The 13,609-nt window shown below is 69.8% G+C and carries 14 protein-coding genes, 1 tRNA gene and 1 other RNA gene; 5 read left to right on the top strand and 11 right to left on the bottom strand.

The genetic code is table 11. From position 1 onward, the window contains the following. Window positions 1-2,094 (top strand): 3-hydroxyacyl-CoA dehydrogenase NAD-binding domain-containing protein (locus tag V6M42_RS11265; protein ID WP_332678537.1); only part of this gene is annotated, 2,094 nt, incomplete at its 5' end. A 124-nt stretch (window positions 2,095-2,218) separates the two neighbouring features. On the opposite strand, the gene V6M42_RS11270 is transcribed toward V6M42_RS11265, so the two are convergent. After that, complete coding sequence (locus tag V6M42_RS11270; protein ID WP_332678538.1) at window positions 2,219-2,650, bottom strand: DUF488 domain-containing protein; 432 nt, start codon at window positions 2,648-2,650, stop codon at window positions 2,219-2,221. Between the two features lie 81 nt (window positions 2,651-2,731). Here V6M42_RS11270 and V6M42_RS11275 point away from each other — a divergent pair, with 81 nt between their 5' ends. Both V6M42_RS11275 and V6M42_RS11280 read left to right on the top strand, forming a co-directional pair. After that, entirely contained in the window at window positions 2,732-4,390 is a 1,659-nt protein-coding gene (locus V6M42_RS11275) for an amidohydrolase (protein ID WP_332678539.1), read from the top strand. A gap of 49 nt (window positions 4,391-4,439) precedes the next feature. Beyond that, window positions 4,440-4,513 (top strand) — tRNA-Gly (locus tag V6M42_RS11280). 9 nt (window positions 4,514-4,522) lie between these two features. Here V6M42_RS11280 and V6M42_RS11285 read toward each other — a convergent pair. The 6 genes from V6M42_RS11285 to V6M42_RS11310 all read right to left on the bottom strand — a co-directional run bounded on the left by V6M42_RS11285 (window position 4,523) and on the right by V6M42_RS11310 (window position 8,672). Beyond that, entirely contained in the window at window positions 4,523-5,503 is a 981-nt protein-coding gene (locus V6M42_RS11285) for a TraB/GumN family protein (protein ID WP_332678540.1), read from the bottom strand. A gap of 4 nt (window positions 5,504-5,507) precedes the next feature. Further along, entirely contained in the window at window positions 5,508-5,699 is a 192-nt protein-coding gene (locus V6M42_RS11290; RefSeq protein WP_332658868.1) for a helix-turn-helix transcriptional regulator, read from the bottom strand. Between the two features lie 2 nt (window positions 5,700-5,701). Continuing rightward, complete coding sequence (locus V6M42_RS11295; protein WP_332658867.1) at window positions 5,702-6,163, bottom strand: hypothetical protein; 462 nt, start codon at window positions 6,161-6,163, stop codon at window positions 5,702-5,704. 78 nt (window positions 6,164-6,241) lie between these two features. Next, complete coding sequence (locus tag V6M42_RS11300) at window positions 6,242-7,522, bottom strand: DNA recombination protein RmuC (protein ID WP_332658866.1); 1,281 nt, start codon at window positions 7,520-7,522, stop codon at window positions 6,242-6,244. Between the two features lie 204 nt (window positions 7,523-7,726). Further along, complete coding sequence (gene recR, locus V6M42_RS11305) at window positions 7,727-8,329, bottom strand: recombination mediator RecR (RefSeq protein ID WP_332678541.1); 603 nt, start codon at window positions 8,327-8,329, stop codon at window positions 7,727-7,729. A gap of 13 nt (window positions 8,330-8,342) precedes the next feature. After that, window positions 8,343-8,672 carry a YbaB/EbfC family nucleoid-associated protein gene (locus V6M42_RS11310; RefSeq protein WP_332678546.1) on the bottom strand — a complete coding sequence of 110 codons (330 nt, stop codon included), beginning with the start codon at window positions 8,670-8,672 and terminating at the stop codon, window positions 8,343-8,345. Window positions 8,673-8,804: 132 nt separating this feature from the next. On the opposite strand from V6M42_RS11310, the gene V6M42_RS11315 reads away from it, so the two are divergent. Further along, entirely contained in the window at window positions 8,805-9,419 is a 615-nt protein-coding gene (locus tag V6M42_RS11315; RefSeq protein WP_332678542.1) for a malonic semialdehyde reductase, read from the top strand. A 42-nt stretch (window positions 9,420-9,461) separates the two neighbouring features. Here the strand turns inward: V6M42_RS11315 and V6M42_RS11320 are convergent, their stop codons facing one another. The 4 genes from V6M42_RS11320 to ffs all read right to left on the bottom strand — a co-directional run bounded on the left by V6M42_RS11320 (window position 9,462) and on the right by ffs (window position 12,729). After that, window positions 9,462-10,145 carry a hypothetical protein gene (locus tag V6M42_RS11320; RefSeq protein ID WP_332678543.1) on the bottom strand — a complete coding sequence of 228 codons (684 nt, stop codon included), beginning with the start codon at window positions 10,143-10,145 and terminating at the stop codon, window positions 9,462-9,464. An 11-nt stretch (window positions 10,146-10,156) separates the two neighbouring features. Continuing rightward, the gene (locus tag V6M42_RS11325; protein WP_332678544.1) at window positions 10,157-12,040 is read right to left on the bottom strand and encodes a DNA polymerase III subunit gamma/tau; all 1,884 of its coding nucleotides are present in this window, start codon (window positions 12,038-12,040) and stop codon (window positions 10,157-10,159) included. Window positions 12,041-12,143: 103 nt separating this feature from the next. Continuing rightward, complete coding sequence (locus V6M42_RS11330) at window positions 12,144-12,527, bottom strand: DUF3597 domain-containing protein (RefSeq protein WP_332661212.1); 384 nt, start codon at window positions 12,525-12,527, stop codon at window positions 12,144-12,146. Between the two features lie 106 nt (window positions 12,528-12,633). Then, window positions 12,634-12,729, bottom strand: an RNA gene (gene ffs, locus V6M42_RS11335) — signal recognition particle sRNA small type. A 55-nt stretch (window positions 12,730-12,784) separates the two neighbouring features. On the opposite strand from ffs, the gene nudC reads away from it, so the two are divergent. Beyond that, window positions 12,785-13,609, top strand: an 825-nt coding sequence (gene nudC / locus V6M42_RS11340; protein WP_332678545.1) for an NAD(+) diphosphatase, incomplete at its 3' end; no start/stop codon positions are given.

Below are 13,609 nucleotides of genomic sequence, written 5' to 3' on the forward strand. Positions count from 1 at the left end.
ATCCCCGAATGGGTCGAACGGGTGAAGACCGACGACGCCATCAAGGGCGCGGTCCTGACCTCGGGCAAGGCGAGCGGCTTCTGCGCCGGCGCCGATCTGGGCGACATGGCCGGCGGCATGCTGGCCGGCGGTTCGCTGCAGGAGGCCTATGACGCCGGCTGGAAGCTGAACGGCGCCCTGCGCGCGCTGGAAACCTGCGGCAAGCCGATCGCCGCGGCGATCAACGGTCTGGCGCTGGGCGGCGGCCTCGAGCTGACGCTGGCCTGCCACTACCGGGTCGTCGGCGACGACAACAAGATCCAGCTCGGCCTGCCCGAGATCAAGGTCGGCCTCTTCCCCGGCGGCGGCGGCACCCAGCGCCTGACGCGCCTGATCGGCGTGCAGGCGGCGATGATGGCCATGACCGAGGGCAAGTCCTTCCGTCCGAACGACGCCAAGGGCGCCGGCTTCGTCCATGAGGTCGTGGCCAAGGGCGGCGAAGTCGAGGCCGCCAAGGCGTGGATCAAGGGCGGCGGCAAGGCCGTCCAGCCGTGGGACGACAAGTCCTTCAAACTCCCCGGCGGCGGCCCCTACCACCCGGCCGGCATCCAGAATTTCCTCGTCGGCAATGCGATGATCCGCAAGCAGACCTACGGCAACTATCCGGCCGCCACCAATCTGATGAAGGCCGTCTATGAGGGCACGCAGGTGCCGATGGACGCCGCCCTGCGCATCGAGACCCGCTACTTCATCAAGACCCTGATGACGCCGCAGGCCCAGGCCATGATCCGCAGCCTGTTCCTGTCGAAGCAGGAGCTGGACAAGGGCGCCGTTCGCCCGGCCGGCGTGCCGAAATCCGATCCCAAGAAGGTCACGGTTCTGGGCGCCGGCATGATGGGCGCGGGCATCGCCTATGTGCAGGTCATGGCCGGCATCGAGACCGTCCTGATCGACCAGACCCAGGAAGCCGCCGACAAGGGCAAGGCCCACGTCGCCGACCTGCTGAAGAAGCGTCTCTCGCGCGGCCAGATGACCCAGGAGAAGTTCGACGCCACCCTGGCCATGGTCACGGCCACCACCGACTACGCCCATGTGAAGGGCTCGGACCTGGTCGTCGAGGCCGTGTTCGAAAGCCGCGAAATCAAGGCCGATGTGACGAAGAAGGCCGAGGCCCAGTTGGCGCCCGGCGCCATCTTCGGCTCCAACACCTCGACCCTCCCGATCACCGGTCTGGCTGAAGCCAGCGTGCGCCCCGAGGACTTCATCGGCATCCACTTCTTCTCGCCGGTCGACAAGATGATGCTGGTCGAGATCATCATGGGCGAGAAGACCTCGCAGGAGGCCCTGGCCAAGTCGCTCGACTACGTGCTGAAGATCAGGAAGACCCCGATCGTCGTCAACGACAGCCGCGGCTTCTACACCTCACGCTGCTTCTCCACCTTCCTGACCGAAGGCATGGCGATGCTGAAGGAGGGCTACGCCCCGGCCCTGATCGACAACGTCGGCCGCATGACCGGCATGCCGCGCGGCCCGCTGGAGATGCACGACGACGTCGCGCTGGACCTCTCCTACAAGATCGGCAAACAGACCCGCGCCGACCTGGGCGACAAATACGTGCCCAACCCCGGCGAGGACATCGTCGCGACCATGGTCGAGGGCGGACGGTTCGGCCGCAAGAACGGCATGGGCTTCTACGACTATCCGGCTGAAAAGGGTTCGCCCAAGACGCTGTGGAAGGGCCTGGCCGAACTGGCGCCGACCACGAAGACCGAGGGGTTCGACGAGACCCCCGAGGCGCTGGGCCGCGTCGCGGAACTGAAGACCCGCCTGCTCTATCGTCAGGCCGTGGAGGTCGCGCGGTGCTGGGAAGAGGGCGTCATCGACGACCCGCGCGAGGCCGATCTGGGCGCCATCCTCGGCTGGGGCTTCGCGCCCTGGACCGGCGGGCCGATCACCCTGATCGACCAGACGGGCCTCAAGGCCTTCGTGGCCAAGGCCGATGAACTGGCCGCCGAACACGGCGACCGCTTCAAGGTCCCGCAGCTGCTCCGCGACATGGCGGCGAAGGGCGAGACCTTCTACGGAAACTTCGAAGGCAGGCAGAAGGCCGCATGACGCTTCTCCCTCCCCTTCATGGGGAGGGATGTCGGCGCGAAGCGACGACAGGGTGGGGTACGTCTGAAATTCCCCACCCGGTCGCTGCGCGACCCCCCTCCCCATGAAGGGGAGGGAGAGCTTGCTACAGGTTCACCACCTCGAACCCGTCCTCCTTCGCCAGCCGTTCGGCCAGTACTGCGCGGTGACAGCCCGCGTGATCGGCCTCGAAGCATAGCAGCGCCGTGGGCCGATCCCTGGCGATCTCCCGCAGCCGCTCGAAGGCCAGCTGCGACGGCGGCTCCTCCATATGGCTGGTGAAGATGTCGCGCATCTCGCCGATCCGGCCCTTGCGCGCCGCGTCCCGCCCGGCCTTGGGCGTGCCGAGGTCGCGCAGGTGGACGTATTCGATCCCCGCCTCGGCCAGGCTCGCGCCCAGCACGGTCTTGGAAAAGCCCGCTCGCCGCGACGCCGCCACCGCCCGCACATCGGCCAGCACCGTCACGCCCGCGGCCTTGAGCCGGTCGATCACGGCGGCCTGCGGCTCGCCCTCGTATCCGATGGTGTAGAGTTTCATGCCTCCCACATGGGTTCGGCATCCGCTTGACGCCAGCGGCTTTCGGCTCCACCCCTCCCGTCGTTCAACCGGAGCCGCAGCATGATCCGCACCCTCGCCCTGACCCTTCTGCTCGCCGGCGTCGCAGCCTCGGCTGAGGCGCAGGACATGCTGATCAAGGGGGGGCCGATCTATACGGGCGTCGACGCCGCCCCGACCGCCGAGGCCGTGCTGGTGCGGGACGGACGGATCGCCTGGGTCGGGGCGCTGAGCGATCAGCCCGCGGTCCCGACGGAGGTCCCGACCATCGACCTCAAGGGCGCCGCCCTCTTCCCCGGCTTCACCGACGGCCACGCCCACCTCGACGGAATCGGCTGGCGGGAACTGACCCTGAACCTCGAAGGCTCGGCCTCGGTCGCCGACGCCATGGCCCGGCTGACGGCCTGGGCCGCAGCCCATCCGGAAGGTCCCATCGTCGGGCGCGGCTGGATCGAGACCCGCTGGCCAGAGGCCCGCTTCCTGACCGCCGCAGATCTGGACGCCGCCGCGCCCGGCCGGGTCGTGCTTCTGGGCCGGGCCGACGGCCATGCGGTGGTCGCCTCCACCCCCGCCCTCGCCGCCGCGGGGATCGTCGCCTCCACCGTCGCCCCCTCGGGCGGAGAGATCCTCAAGGGACCGGACGGCAAGCCCACCGGCCTGCTGGTCGACGCCGCCGAACAACTGGTCGCGGGCCTGATGCCCCAGGCCGATCCCGCGGCCCTGCGCGAGGCCTACCGCGCGGGCTTCCGCGTCGAGGCCGCCTACGGCTGGACCGGCGTCCACTTCATGAGCGCGCCGTGGAAGGACATCCCCCTGCTGGAGGATATGGCGGCGGACGGCGAGGCGCCCCTGCGCATCTACAACAGCGTCACGCCCGACGGCGCGGCCGAACTGATCGCCGGCGGTCCCCGCAACGTCGCCGATGGGCGGATCATCACCCGGGCGATCAAATACTACGCCGACGGCGCGCTCGGCTCGCGCGGCGCGGCCCTGTTCGAACCCTACGCCGACCGGCCCGACACCACCGGCCTGATGCAGATCACGGAACAGGAGATCGTGCCCCTGTACCAGGCGGCCCTGAGGGGCGGCATCCAGGTCGCGACCCACGCCATCGGCGACCGCGGCAACGCCTCGGTGGCCGAGTGGTACCAGCAGGCCCTGGCCGGCGTGGCTCCCGGCGAGCGTCCCGACGGCGCCGATGTGCGCTGGCGGATCGAACACGCCCAGATCCTCCGGCCCGCCGACTATCACTGGTTCAGGGACCTGCCGATCATCGCCTCGATGCAGCCCAGCCACGCCATCGGCGACCTGTATTTCGCGCCCGCCCGGCTCGGCGACGCGCGGCTGGACGGGGCCTACGCCTGGCGCAGCCTCGTCGATCTGGGCGTGATCGTCGTGGGCGGCTCCGACGCGCCGGTCGAGCGGGGCGCGCCGCTGATCGAGTTCTACGCCGCCGTCGCCCGCGCCGATCTGGAAGGCCATCAGGGTCCCGACTGGCGTCCGAACGAGGCGGTGGACCGCGCGACGGCCCTGAAGATGTTCACCCTGTGGCCCGCCTACGCCAGCTTCCGGGAGGCCGAACTGGGCACGATCGAGGTCGGCAAGCGGGCCGATCTGACGGCCTTCGACGTCGACCTGATGACCGCGCCCGTCGCCGACATTCCCAAGGGCAAGGCCACACTGACGGTGGTCGACGGGGTCGTCGTCTACCGCGCCGACTGATCCCCGTCTGGACGCCGTCCGCCGATGGCCGTAAGGCTGCGGCGGCTCCGCGGGCGTGATGTAGTGGTAGCCTGAAAGCTTCCCAAGCTTTTCGTGCGGGTTCGATTCCCGCCGCCCGCTCCAGCCGTCGCCCTACTCCTCGCGGGTGACGGCGACGCCGCGATCGGCGAGGATTTCCTGCACGCTGTCGTCGCCTACGAGATGGGCCGCGCCCACGGCGATGAAGGCTGTGCCCGAGCCCGCCAGCAGTTTCTGGATCTGGCTCGCCCAGTCGGTGTTCCGCTGGACCAGAAGGGCCTCGTAGACGGCCGGCGCCTCCGCGCGCATCTCGTCGACCGAGACCTTTTCCAGGGTGACGATATCGCCCGCGGCCCAGGCGTTGACCATGGCGTCCAGCTCGGTCGTGGCGTCGTCATAGGCTTCCAGCGTGGACCGCAGGAACGACAACTGGTCGGCCTCCGACATGCCGGCCAGGATGCCGACCTGTTTGTCGAGGGTTTCGAAGCCGTGGACCGGGATGCCGATCTCGTCGGCGCGGGCCTTGAGGATTTGCTCGACCCCGGACTGGGGGTCGTAGCCCGCCTTCAGCATGGGCGCGACCGACAGCGTCAGGCCGGCCAGCCAGGGACGGAAGATGTCCATCTGCGCGGCGGTCAGGCCGGCCCCCGCGGCGGCTGTGTTCAGGGCCGTGAGTTCCTCGGCCGTCAGCAGGCTGGACAGCGGGCGGTCGGGCGAGATGCCGTGCTGCTGGACGAGGGGGATGATGGCCGCCTGGTCGTCGGGGTTGGAAACCTCGAACCAGATGTCATCGGCGCCGGCGAAGGCGGCGTCGACCCTGGCCGAGCCCCAGGCCGTGGTCGGGCGCAGCACGTGGACCGTTCCGAACAGGTAGATGGTCGAGTCGGCGTCGCGGATGGCCCAGAGCGCGGGACCGGCGCCGTCGGCCCGGGGTACGACGCGGGCGGCGGGGGCGGGCGCGGCCTCGGCGGCCTGGGCGAAGGCCTGGGCCGGCTGGAAGACCACGGCGCCGGCGAGCCCGAGGCCCAGCACGGCCCCGAGGGCGGTGCGGGCGAGGTGGGCGGCGCGGGTCTTCAGGGGGGTGGAGAAGGTCACGGGATCAGTCCTCGGAGAAGATGGATTCGATGGGGTGGCCGAAGACCTTCGCGATGCGGAAGGCCAGCGGGAGGGAGGGGTCGTAGCGGCCGGTCTCGAGCGCATTGACGGTCTGGCGCGAGACGCCCAGGGCGTCGGCGAGATCGGCCTGGCTCCAGTCACGCTCGGCCCGGAGAACCTTGAGGCGGTTGTTCATGCTCAGCCCCGCGTCCGGGCCAGCCACCACCAGGCCCAGACGATGATGTAGCCGAGGGTCATGAGCATCATCATGGCGAAGGCGCCGGCGGCCATATAGGCGGCGGGGTCGGTCCGGCCGTCCCAGGCGACGAACTGGAGGCCCCGGGCCTGGGGCAGGCCGGCGAGGACGATGCCGACGCCGCCGACGGCCATGCCGCTGCAACCGCCCCAGAACCACGCCGCCTTGTGGGCCTCACGGGCCGCCTCGTCGATGGCGCGCATCCAGGCGACGCTCATGACCATGGCCCCGACCATCAGCACGACGGAGAAGATCGTCATCATGGTGACGATGGCGCTGTCCTGTTGCACGACGCCACGGCCGGCGAGGAAACCGACGGCGAGGCCGGCGAGGACCATCACGACCATGAGGGCGACCAGCCCGAGAAGGGACTTCCCGAGAACGGGCCACAGACGCTTGGACATGACGGCTTCCCTCGTCGCTAAGACAAGGGTGTTTTACATCGCCGGCCGCTCATGTCAAGCGTCCTTGTCACGGATGGTTCAGGCCTCGGGCAGGGCCGGGGCGGCGTTGGCGCCGACGACCAGTTCCGGGCGGCTGAGGGCGCGGGGCGACTGGTCGACCGGGGCCAGTTCGGGCAGGTCCTTGCCCTCGTGGTCGACCTGAAGGTCCTCGAAGCGACGGGCCGAAACCATGACCTGGCTCTCAAGCGAGCCGACGAACTGGTTGTATTTGCCGACGGCGCTGTCGAGCGCGCGGCCCACGGCGGCGGCGTGGCCGCCCATGACCGACAGGCGTTTGTAGAGTTCCTTGCCCAGTTTCGCGACGTCCTCGGCGTTGCGGGCCTGCTCCTCGGCGCGCCAGCCGTAGGCGACGGCCTTGCACAGGGCGAACAGGGTGGTCGGGGTGACGATGACGACGCGCGAGGCCATGGCCGTGGTCATCAGGTCCGGCTCGTGATCGAGGGCGGCGGCGAGGAAGGCGTCGCCGGGCACGAACATGGCGACGAAGTCGGGGCTGGGCTTGAACTGGTCCTGGTAGGCCTTGGACGACAGCTGGCGGACGTGGGTCTTCATGCTGGTCGCGGTGCGCAGGGAGGCGGCCTTCGCCTGGGCCTCCTCGTCGCCGTCGGCCTCGTCGCCGAAGGCCAGGGACACCTTGGCGTCGATGACGAACATGCCGCCGCCCGGCAGACGCACCACGAAGTCGGGGCGCTGCTGGCGACCGGCGTCGTCGGCCGAGGAGGACTGTTCCTCGAAGTCGAAGCGGCCGGCCATGCCCGCGGCCTCGAGCACATTGCGGCAGGTCTGTTCGCCCCAGCGGCCGCGCCGGCCGGTGTTGCCGCGCAGGGCCTCGGTCAGGCGGCGCGCCTCGTCGCGGGTGGCGGTCGAGGCGGTCATCAGCAGGGCCAGCTGTTCCTTGAGGCCGCCGGTTTCCTCGTTGCGGGTCTTCTCCAGCGCCGCGACGTGTTCCTGGAACAGTTTCAGGGTGTCGGCGACGGGCTTGAGCTGGGCCTCCATCCGCTGCTGGGACATCAGTTCGCGGGTGCGGAAGGTTTCGTCGGTGCGCTTGAGCAGCTCCTCGGCGACGGCGTTGGCCGCCGTGCTGGCAGTTTGCGCGGCCTGGGCGCGGAGCAGTTCGGTCGAGGTCGCGGCCTGATCCTCGAACAGGCGCATGCGGGCCTCGGTCTCGGCGTACTGTTCGCGCAACTGCCATGCCCGGGTGTCGGCGGCGGAGGCGCGGCGGCGCTCCATCAAGGCCCAGAAGAGGGCGATCAGGGCGACGACGCCGCAGGCGACGGCGAGGGACAGGGAGGCGTTCATGCTCCGTTCCTTACCGGGAGTCGCGGGGCGGCGCCACGCGCCCGGCGGGCCCAAATTGTCCGAGAAAAATTCGTGGGACATTTGGACAGTTTCGGACAATTCGCGATCAGACCCACGGCGGCGCAACTCCTCGGCCCGACCTTCGGGCGTCGGCATCATGGATGATCGCTACGTCAGAATCGGTCGTAGCCCGGAGGCCACGCGTCAGGCCGGGCGACGCTGCCTGAGCGCCTGGATGATGGTGCCGTCGTCCAGCCAGTCCAGCTCGCCGCCGACCGGGACGCCGCGCGCCAGGGAGGTGATGGTCACGCCCGTGTCAGCGAGGCGTTCGGCGAGGTAGTGAGCCGTGGTCTGGCCGTCGACGGTGGCCGGCAGGGCGAGAACAACCTCCTTCGCCTCGCCCCCGCGCACGCGTCCGACCAGTTCGGCGACGCGCAGGGCGTCAGGTCCGACGCCGTCCAGCGCCGACAGCAGGCCGCCCAGCACATGGTATTTGCCGCGGAAGGCGCCGGACCGCTCCATGGCCCACAGGGCGCCGGCTTCCTCGACCACGCAGATCAGGGCGTTGTCGCGCCCGCCGTCGGAACAGATCGAACAGGGATTGCGGGTGTCGGGCGCGCCGCAGATCGAGCAGGACGAGACCTTTTCCGCCGTCTCGGCCAGCGAGGCGGCCAGCGGCACCAGCAGCTGGTCGCGCTTCTTGAGCAGGGCCAGGGCCGCGCGGCGGGCCGAGCGCGGACCCATGCCCGGCAGCTTCGCCAGCAGGCTGATCAGTCGCTCGATCTCGGGTCCGGCGGAGGCTGCCAAAACAGATATGCCGTCAGAACAGTTTCGGCATGCCGGGGATGTTCATCCCGGCCATCGGTCCGGCCGCCTCGCGCATCAGGGCGCTGTTGACCTCGTCCAGCCTGCGCTTGGCGTCGGCGTGGGCGGCGACGATCAGGTCGGCCAGGATCTCGCCTTCGCCGGGGACCAGCAGGCTGTCGTCGATGACCACCGAGGTGATGTCGCCCGGGCCTTTCAGAGCGACGGTGACGAGGCCGCCGCCCGAGGTACCGGAGGCGGTGGTTTCAGCCATTTTCGCCTGGGCGTCCTGCAGCTTCTGCTGCATCGCCTGGGCCTGTTGCATGAGGGCGTTGAGGTCTTTCATGGGCTCAAGATAGGCGTTCGGCGGGCCGAACGACAGGCCGGAAAATAGCAACAGTATTTGTTCTCATACCTCTTGCGCAGGGCGCGGATCGGCCTAATTAGCAACTGTTGTTGTTTCTGATTGGAGCCGACCATGGCCTTCGACGCATCCCCCGTTCGCGACACGCCTCTCAGCGAAGCCGCCCTGTCGCAACTCTTCACCGGCGCGCGCACCCGCAACGCCTGGTCCGACCGGCCCGTGCCCGAGGACCTGCTGCGCAAGGTGTACGATCTGACGAAATTCGGCCCGACGGCGGTCAACGCCACGCCGGCGCGGTTCCTGTTCGTGACCTCGCCCGAGGCCAAGGCCCGGCTGGCTCCGCTGATGAGCGAGGGCAACCGCGACAAGACGCTGCAGGCGCCGGTCAATGTCATCATCGGCCAGGACATCGAATTCCACGAGCATCTGCCCGTGCTCTTCCCGCATGCGCCCGGCGCGAAGGACTGGTTCGGCGAAGAGGCCGGACGGCGCGAGACCGCCTTCCGCAACGCCTCGCTGCAGGGCGGTTATTTCCTGCTGGCGGCGCGGGCCCTTGGGCTGGACGTGGGACCGATGTCCGGCTTCGACGCCGAGGGGGTGAAGGCGGAGTTCTTCGGCGGGACGAGCGTCGAGCCGAACTTCATCGTCAACCTGGGCTACGGCACGGACGAGAACCTGTTCCCGCGTTCGCCGCGGCTGGCGTTCGAGGAAGCGGCGCGGATTCTCTGAATCACCCGACCCTCGTGCATCCTCCTCGTCCGGGGATCGCCGTCAGTGCGTGGAGGAGGTCGTCGTCGTCGGGCATGCGCGCGGCGGCCACGGCGGCGTAAACGGCCGGGGGTTCGCCACGACCACCGGGATTTCGCGCTCGACCTCTACGGTATGAGGGTTCGTCGTTTCAAAAGCCGCGCGATTGGCGGCGAACAGACGGAGACGCTCGGGCGGTGTGAGGGTGTCGAAGAGCGTTGGGGTCCAGAGCTGACCCTCGTCGTCCTCGATCGCGACCGTAAAACGCCCGCCGGCCGCTGCGGCGTCCAGCAAGTCCTGGACGCCCGGCCCGCCAGTTTCGCGCGAGAGACGGCCGCTCGACCAGTTCTGGTCGCGGTCAGGCCCCGCGGGCGCAAAGACCGGCGCTGACCGCCAGACCTGTCCGGAAGGACCGATCAGCGCCGCGCGGACCATGGTGGGCTTGTCGCGGCAATAGCCGTCCAGAGACGCCTCCCATGTAACAGAACGGGGCTGACCGAGCGTTGTGTCGTCGCTGTCGAACCAGATGTTCAGTTCGTACGGGGAGCCCGCTTCGTCGCCGCCGGCCACAAGACGGGCAGACCCCATCCGGAGCGTTTCGCCTTCGGTCCTGGATATCGCGAGAGGCATTGTCGCCCGGATCGCCTGCGGGCCCGGCGCGCAGGCGCCGAGGACCATGGCGAACAAGAGCGGATAGACGGCGCGCATGCGGCTGATGGTCAGTCCTCTTCCGCCGGCTCGTCCGGGATCGCCGGCAGCTCCACCGCCGGGGCCAGGGTCTTGATCTCGCCGATCCTCGCGCCCGGGAAGGCGTCCATCACCGCCATGACGAAGGGATCGGCCTCGATCTCGGCCCGCTCCTCGCCGCGCTTGCGGCGGTCGATCTCGATCATGGTCTCGCCGCCGCCCTGGCCGTTGGCGGCGATCAGCCAGGTGCGGCCGGTCCAGTCCTTGAGCCGCGAGGCCAGCTTGCGCGCCAGATCCATCGGGGCGCCGTCGAGGCTTTCATAGGTGATGGCGCCGGGCTTGAAAGCCACGGGGCGGACGTAGCGCTGGACGTCCATCTGCAGGCCGACCTCGCGCTTCTCGCCGATCAGGGCGACGACGGCCTCGAACGATTGCGGGTCCGGCAGGGACGGCGCGGCGACCGGGCGGGGAGCCAGTTGGGCCGAAGCGCCGCCGCCTCCGCCTCCGCCCGAGGGGCCGCGCGGGGCTGAGCCGCCCGGCATGGGCTCGCCGTCGCGCAGGGCCTTGAGCGCCTCTTCCGGTCCGGGCAGGTCGGCGGCGTAGGCGAGGCGGACGATGGCCATCTCCACGGCGTCGGCGGGATTGGGCGCGCGGCGGACCTCGTCCAGCGCCCGGAGCAGCATCTGCCAGACACGGGCGAGGGTGCCGGCCGAGATGACCGCGCCCAGGGCCGTCAGCTTCTGGGCCTGATCATTGGGCAGGCGGGTCGCCTGCGGCCCCAGCATCTTGGCCACCGAGGCGGCGTGGCAGTGTTCCAGCAGGTCGTTGGTCACCTGCACCGGATCGGCGCCGTAGCCGTAGAGGGTGCGGAACAGCTCCAGCGCCTCGGGCGTGCGGCCGGCCATGATCGATTCGAAGAGAGCGATGGTCTGGCTGCGGTCGGCCAGGCCCAGCATGTCGCGCACGACCTCGGTCTTGACCGTCTCGCCGCGTTCGCCCTGCACCAGCGCCTGATCCAGCAGCGACAGGCCGTCGCGGACCGAGCCTTCGGCGGCGCGGGCGATCAGGGCCAGGGCGTCCTGCTCGATCTTCATCCCCTCGCGGTCGGCGATGCGGCCGAGGTGTTCGACGAGGATTTCCGGCTCGACGCGGCGCAGGTCGAAGCGCTGGCAGCGCGACAGGATGGTCACCGGCACCTTGCGGATCTCGGTGGTGGCGAAGATGAATTTGGCGTGGGGCGGCGGCTCTTCCAGCGTCTTCAGCAGGGCGTTGAAGGCCTGGTTCGACAGCATGTGGACTTCGTCGAGGACGTAGACCTTGTAGCGCGCCTCGACCGGGGCGTAGCGGACGCTCTCGATGATGTCGCGGATGCCGTCGATGCCGGTGTGGGAGGCGGCGTCCATCTCGACCACGTCCATGTGCTGGCCGGCCATGATGGAGGCGTCGTGGCGGCCCTGATCGGTCAGGGCCAGCGACGGGCGGTCGATGCTGTCTGTCTCGTTGTTGAGCGCGCGGGCCAGCAGGCGGGCGGTGGTCGTCTTGCCGACGCCCCGGACGCCGGTGAGCATGAAGGCGTGGGCGATGCGGCCTGTGGCGAAGGCGTTGGTCAGGGTGCGGACCATGGCCTCCTGGCCGATCAGGTCCTCGAAGGTGTGCGGCCGGTATTTGCGGGCGAGGACGGTATAGGCCTCGCCGTCGTCGACATGGGCGGCAGGACCGGCGTCGGCCGGCGGAGCGGCCTTGGCGGCGGGCTTGGCCTTCGGGGCCTCGACGGGGGCCGCCGCGGCCTCGGCCTCGCGCATGCCGGCGGGTTCCGGCGCGCCGAACATGTCCTCGGTATTGGGGTCGCGCTCCTCGCCTTCGGGCGCGTCCTCCTCCCAGGGAGGGCCATCGGGACTCAGGTCGGCGTCGCTCATGAATCCGTCTTACAGCGAGAGGGCCGCATCGCGCACCCCCTCGCCGGAAGGCGTCCCCGCTTTCGCGGGGATGACGAACCGCTTTCGCGGGGATGACGGTGGATCAGTCGGTCATGTCGCGGATCTGGCCGCCGTTGTCCTTGATGCGCTGGATCACCTGCTTGTGCAGCCAGATGTTCATCGAGGCGGTGTCGGAGGTGTCGCCGGTGTAGCCGAGCTCGCCGGCCAGTTCGCGGCGCTCGGCCAGGGTGGAGTCCATGCCGGTCAGCTTCATCAGGTCGACGATGGAGGTGCGCCAGTTCAGCTTCTGGTCCCGCTGCTCGTTCATGAAGTCGAGGATGCCGTCGACATCGACGGGCGCGGCCGCGGCCGGGGCGAACGTCGTGGTCGTGGAGGTCGGGGCCGCCGTCGGAGCGGGGGCGGCCGTCGGGGTTGCGGTCTCGCGCCGCTTGAAGATCTTGCCGAGGATGTTGCCGAGAATGCTCATGGTCCGCTCCTGAGGGGGTGAGCCTCAACAGCGGATGGACAGGGCGGGGGTTCCGCCCGCGCTCATGCAGCGAGCCGCCGCGCGGCGAGCGATAGCGCAACAAGGAGGGAAGTGGAGACCGCGACCCGAAGGGGAATTCGTTGTGGCTGCTGCCTTCCGGCCCTGACCAGGTTGGCGAAGCCTTCGCCCGCGATCTCCAAGGCCGATATGACGATTCCCGCTCGCGGATGCAAGCGGCGCCTTGCTAGACAGGCGTCATGGCCCTCCCCGCCCTCAACACCTTCTCCGGCAATCCGCTCGATCGCGCCGGCGACCTTCGCAACGATCCGGAGTGGCTGGCCGAACAGGCCGGCAGCCCTGACGCCGTGGCCATGGTGCTGTGGGAGGGGCGGCCGCTGGTCGAGGCGGGAGAGCCGCGGCTGGCCTGGCTGGCCCTGCCCCACGCCCGCGCCGTGGTCCCGGACCGGGAGCTGTTCCTCGGCCTGTGGAAGGGCGCGCCGTGTTTCGCGGTGGAGATCGAAGGGTCGATCGATCCGGCGGCGGGACCGCTGGCCGGACTGGGCGCCTTCCATGAGATGCGCGAGGCGGCGGCCCTGCTGCCGGGTCCGGACGCGGCCATGGCGGGGACGGCCAAGTCGCTGTTCGACTGGCGGCGGCGGCACGGCTTCTGCGCCGCCTGCGGGGTCGAGAGCGAGAACGCCTGCGGCGGCTGGAAGCGGATCTGTCCCGCTTGTGGGACCGAGCATTTTCCGCGCGTCGATCCGGTGACCATCATGCTGCCGGTCTACAAGGGCGGGGCCGAGCCGATCTGCCTGCTGGGCCGGCAGGCCGTCTGGCCCGAGGGGCGGATGTCGGCCCTGGCCGGATTCCTGGAGCCGGGCGAGACCATCGAGGCGGCCTGCGCCCGGGAGATCGAGGAAGAGGCCGGGCTGACGGTGACGGCGGTGCGCTACCACTCCAGCCAGCCCTGGCCCTTCCCGTCGCAGCTGATGATCGGCCTGGTCGCCGAGGTCGACAGCATGGACGCGCGGCCCGACCAGACCGAGCTGGAGGCGGTGGCCTGGCTGACGCGGGCCGAGGCG

Source organism: Brevundimonas sp. (genome assembly GCF_036677305.1).
Classification (GTDB): domain Bacteria; phylum Pseudomonadota; class Alphaproteobacteria; order Caulobacterales; family Caulobacteraceae; genus Brevundimonas.

Bases quoted from the DNA above. Each gene is read 5' to 3' on its own strand.
- V6M42_RS11270 (WP_332678538.1), bottom strand. From the start codon at position 2,650: ATGAAACTCTACACCATCGGATACGAGGGCGAGCCGCAGGCCGCCGTG.
- V6M42_RS11275 (WP_332678539.1), top strand. From the start codon at position 2,732: ATGATCCGCACCCTCGCCCTGACCCTTCTGCTCGCCGGCGTCGCAGCC.
- V6M42_RS11290 (WP_332658868.1), bottom strand. From the start codon at position 5,699: ATGAACAACCGCCTCAAGGTTCTCCGGGCCGAGCGTGACTGGAGCCAG.
- V6M42_RS11295 (WP_332658867.1), bottom strand. From the start codon at position 6,163: ATGTCCAAGCGTCTGTGGCCCGTTCTCGGGAAGTCCCTTCTCGGGCTG.
- V6M42_RS11300 (WP_332658866.1), bottom strand. From the start codon at position 7,522: ATGAACGCCTCCCTGTCCCTCGCCGTCGCCTGCGGCGTCGTCGCCCTG.
- V6M42_RS11310 (WP_332678546.1), bottom strand. From the start codon at position 8,672: ATGAAAGACCTCAACGCCCTCATGCAACAGGCCCAGGCGATGCAGCAG.
- V6M42_RS11315 (WP_332678542.1), top strand. From the start codon at position 8,805: ATGGCCTTCGACGCATCCCCCGTTCGCGACACGCCTCTCAGCGAAGCC.
- V6M42_RS11320 (WP_332678543.1), bottom strand. From the start codon at position 10,145: ATGCGCGCCGTCTATCCGCTCTTGTTCGCCATGGTCCTCGGCGCCTGC.
- V6M42_RS11325 (WP_332678544.1), bottom strand. From the start codon at position 12,040: ATGAGCGACGCCGACCTGAGTCCCGATGGCCCTCCCTGGGAGGAGGAC.
- V6M42_RS11330 (WP_332661212.1), bottom strand. From the start codon at position 12,527: ATGAGCATTCTCGGCAACATCCTCGGCAAGATCTTCAAGCGGCGCGAG.